We start from the raw sequence: 2,980 nt of genomic DNA on the forward strand, positions 1-2,980 counted from the left end.
AGCGCTGTCGATCTTGTCGAACTCAACTACGGCCGAACCGAAAACTTCGGAGCAGACGCGAGTCAGAGCAGCGGTCAGAGTGGTTTTACCGTGGTCAACGTGACCAATGGTCCCAACGTTGACGTGGGGCAGGGAACGATCAAATTTTTCCTTAGCCATCGATATCACCCTCAACAGAAGAAATTAGACAAACAATATCAACCATTAAAACAAAGGCAGATATTTTCATATCTGCCTTGTTATATGGAGCTCTTGAGCGGATTTGAACCGCTGACCTCACCCTTACCAAGGGTGTGCTCTACCAACTGAGCTACAAGAGCGAAACACTTTGCACAACCTGCAAACTTGGAGCGGGTAGCGGGAATCGAACCCGCATCATCAGCTTGGAAGGCTGAGGTTCTACCACTAAACTATACCCGCGGAGCCTGCAGCTCACGCTTAAATCTGGTGGAGGGAGAAGGATTCGAACCTTCGAAGTCGTAGACGTCAGATTTACAGTCTGATCCCTTTGGCCGCTCGGGAACCCCTCCTAATCAGGCCGGCATTCTATACTATGCCAAACCCCTGTCAAGCATTTTCTCATTTAAAAACCTGAGGTTAGCTGCGTTGACACCGCCTCACTTTGAATTCCTGTTTAGGTCTTCGCTGTGGAGCGGGCGCCATTCTATGCAAACTATTCAGCAGGTGCAACCCCCTCACACAGCATTATTTTATGTTTTAACTCATTGAATTCGTTGGAAAGGTTTTGCAACTGCACATCCCCCAGCAAACGCTGGCCCTGAGGCGAAACAGACAACCAATAACCAGCCCCAGATGCATCCTTCGTCGAAGATTTTACATCAACCCCCATTTCAGCCAGTCGCTGCTGGAGCGCTGAAATCGATTCCTGCCGAGAAAAACCGCCAAGGAAAAGACACTGTTGACGACGCTCCTCCTGCCCGTCCCGAACCTCACCCGTCGTTTCGCTGAGCAAGCGAATGTCTTGCTGGGAACCTCGATACAAACTAAGAGGCGTTACATCCTTCGCCCGCAAGGGCGCCTCCTGCTGATGCCAGACATAATAGAAAACATTAAGAACAAGAAGCAGGAGAAACAACCAACGCATACAAACCTCAGGAAAAAGGACACGCCATAGCCAACCCCACAAACACCAGATCAGGAACGACTCGAGCTTCGGGCGAGACACCCGCAACCAATTCAGCATCCCCGCCAGTGATAAAGACCATGAAGTCTTCCCCCCAGTAGGAACGCGCCATTTCCAACTGCGTCAATACGAAACCCTGCAACATCAATAAACACCCTCGCTCCACGGCCTCAACGGTGGTACGCCCAGGCGCACTACTGGACAGCGCGCGCTCGGCCGCAAGATCTCCATAGCGAATATTACGGGTATGCGTACGTAGCTGATTTCGCATCAAAGGCATTCCTGGGCAAATAAAACCGCCCAGATGTTCACCATTCGCAGCAATAAAATCTGCAGTTACCGCCGTACCGAAATCAAGCACCAGGCAAGCACCACCCGACGCTAGATGAAACCCGCCAAGCATGGCCAGCCATCGATCCAGCCCTAGACGCTCGTAATCTTCATAACCATTTTTGACACCGGACATTTCACGAGCGGGCTTCGCGCACACCACCGAAATATCGAACTCGCACTCGATAGCACGGATCAAGGCATCAGTCTCCTCTGCAGTCCTGACACTGACCACGCGACACTTACGAAGCGCAAGCCCATCGAGAGCTCTCAAACTGTCAAGCAACGCGAGATCAGAGTCGACAACCCCTTCGAAAAATACAGCGTCGAGCGCAAACTTCAGCACTCGCCACTTAATAAAGCTGTTCCCACAGTCGAGCTCAAGAATCATCACGCAACCTTAGGCTGAGCTCGCCGCCACTAAAGACTTTTTCCACGCCATCCACCTTCAGCCGCAGCGCACCCTGACAGTCGATTCCGAGCACAACACCATCTATCTGACTGGAACCCGCAATCAATGACACAGAGCGATCTTGCCACAAATGATTTGCCTCCCATTCCGCCTGGAGAGCCGAAAAACCGATCATCTGATGGCGCTGGATATAATCATTTAACTGCTTACCAAGCTCAGCCACCAAGGCATTGCGATCAGTGTTTCTACCTGACTCAAGCCGAATCGACGTCCATTGCTGATCGACATCGTCGGCCTCCTGCATGTTCACGTTGACGCCAATTCCCAGCACTACATGGCAAACGTCTGCCGGATCTCCAACGAGCTCAAGGAGAATGCCGGCAATTTTCTTGTTACCCACCAAGACATCGTTAGGCCATTTCAATCCCGCACCCGGCACTCCAAAATTTCTCAGAGCCTGCAAGACAGCCAACCCCACAACAAGACTCAAGCCCTCGAGCTGGCGCATTCCGCCATCAATGCGAAGGACAAGGCTGTAATAGAGGTTTTCTGCAAAGGGACTCACCCATTTACGGCCTCGTCGCCCACGCCCAGAGACTTGCCGCTCCGCGAGCACTAAAAAGGGCGCCAAACTTCCTTGGCCAACCGCGCGCAAGGCTTCAGCATTTGTCGAGTCGACCGAATGTAGAACAGTAACCGGCCAACCGGGCGCCATTGCCGACAGTGTCCGAGAATCGAGCAACGTCAATGGCGCAGCCAATTGATACCCCCGCCCTCGAACTTTATGGATGGACAAGCCAAGCTCCGCCTCAAGCTGCTGAAGCTGCTTCCACACCGCACTTCGACTTATTCCCAGGGCGGCCCCCAGATCCTGACCAGAATGGAATCGACCATCTTTCAGGAGGTTCAACAACGTCAACATGCAGGTCTCGCCCTCACAATGAGCCCCGAATAATAGCCATGACCCGGGCTGTTGCATAGAAATCAAGCAGATGCTTTTCCTGCGGGCAAAACAAAACCCCAACTGCTTTCGCAATTGGGGTTTCGGAATTTAATCTTGACGATGACCTACTCTCACATGGGGAAACCTCAAA

The 2,980-nt window shown here is 52.1% G+C and carries 4 protein-coding genes and 3 tRNA genes; all 7 read right to left on the reverse strand.

Annotation, left to right across the window (positions count from 1 at the left end; all coding sequences use genetic code 11):
* Positions 1-159: GTP-binding protein (locus tag FGA82_RS27660; RefSeq protein WP_238556644.1), on the reverse strand; the 159-nt coding region annotated here is incomplete at its 3' end.
* 85 nt (positions 160-244) lie between these two features.
* A tRNA-Thr gene (locus tag FGA82_RS27665) sits at positions 245-320 on the reverse strand.
* A 26-nt stretch (positions 321-346) separates the two neighbouring features.
* Positions 347-420, reverse strand: a tRNA-Gly gene (locus FGA82_RS27670).
* Positions 421-445: 25 nt separating this feature from the next.
* Positions 446-530: transfer RNA gene (locus FGA82_RS27675), tRNA-Tyr, on the reverse strand.
* 143 nt (positions 531-673) lie between these two features.
* Entirely contained in the window at positions 674-1,105 is a 432-nt protein-coding gene (locus FGA82_RS27680; RefSeq protein ID WP_141129556.1) for a hypothetical protein, read from the reverse strand.
* Between the two features lie 7 nt (positions 1,106-1,112).
* Positions 1,113-1,865, reverse strand: coding sequence for a pantothenate kinase (locus FGA82_RS27685; RefSeq protein ID WP_141129557.1), 753 nt, complete (start codon positions 1,863-1,865; stop codon positions 1,113-1,115).
* Entirely contained in the window at positions 1,855-2,808 is a 954-nt protein-coding gene (birA, locus tag FGA82_RS27690) for a bifunctional biotin--[acetyl-CoA-carboxylase] ligase/biotin operon repressor BirA (RefSeq protein ID WP_141129558.1), read from the reverse strand. The genes FGA82_RS27685 and birA overlap by 11 nt, the downstream gene beginning before the upstream one ends.
* Positions 2,809-2,980: the final 172 nt, after the last annotated feature.

It is taken from the genome of Pseudomonas fluorescens, assembly GCF_005938625.1.
Classification (GTDB): domain Bacteria; phylum Pseudomonadota; class Gammaproteobacteria; order Pseudomonadales; family Pseudomonadaceae; genus Aquipseudomonas; species Aquipseudomonas fluorescens_BD.

Bases quoted from the DNA above. Each gene is read 5' to 3' on its own strand.
- FGA82_RS27680 (WP_141129556.1), bottom strand. From the start codon at position 1,105: ATGCGTTGGTTGTTTCTCCTGCTTCTTGTTCTTAATGTTTTCTATTAT.
- FGA82_RS27685 (WP_141129557.1), bottom strand. From the start codon at position 1,865: ATGATTCTTGAGCTCGACTGTGGGAACAGCTTTATTAAGTGGCGAGTG.
- birA (WP_141129558.1), bottom strand. From the start codon at position 2,808: ATGTTGACGTTGTTGAACCTCCTGAAAGATGGTCGATTCCATTCTGGT.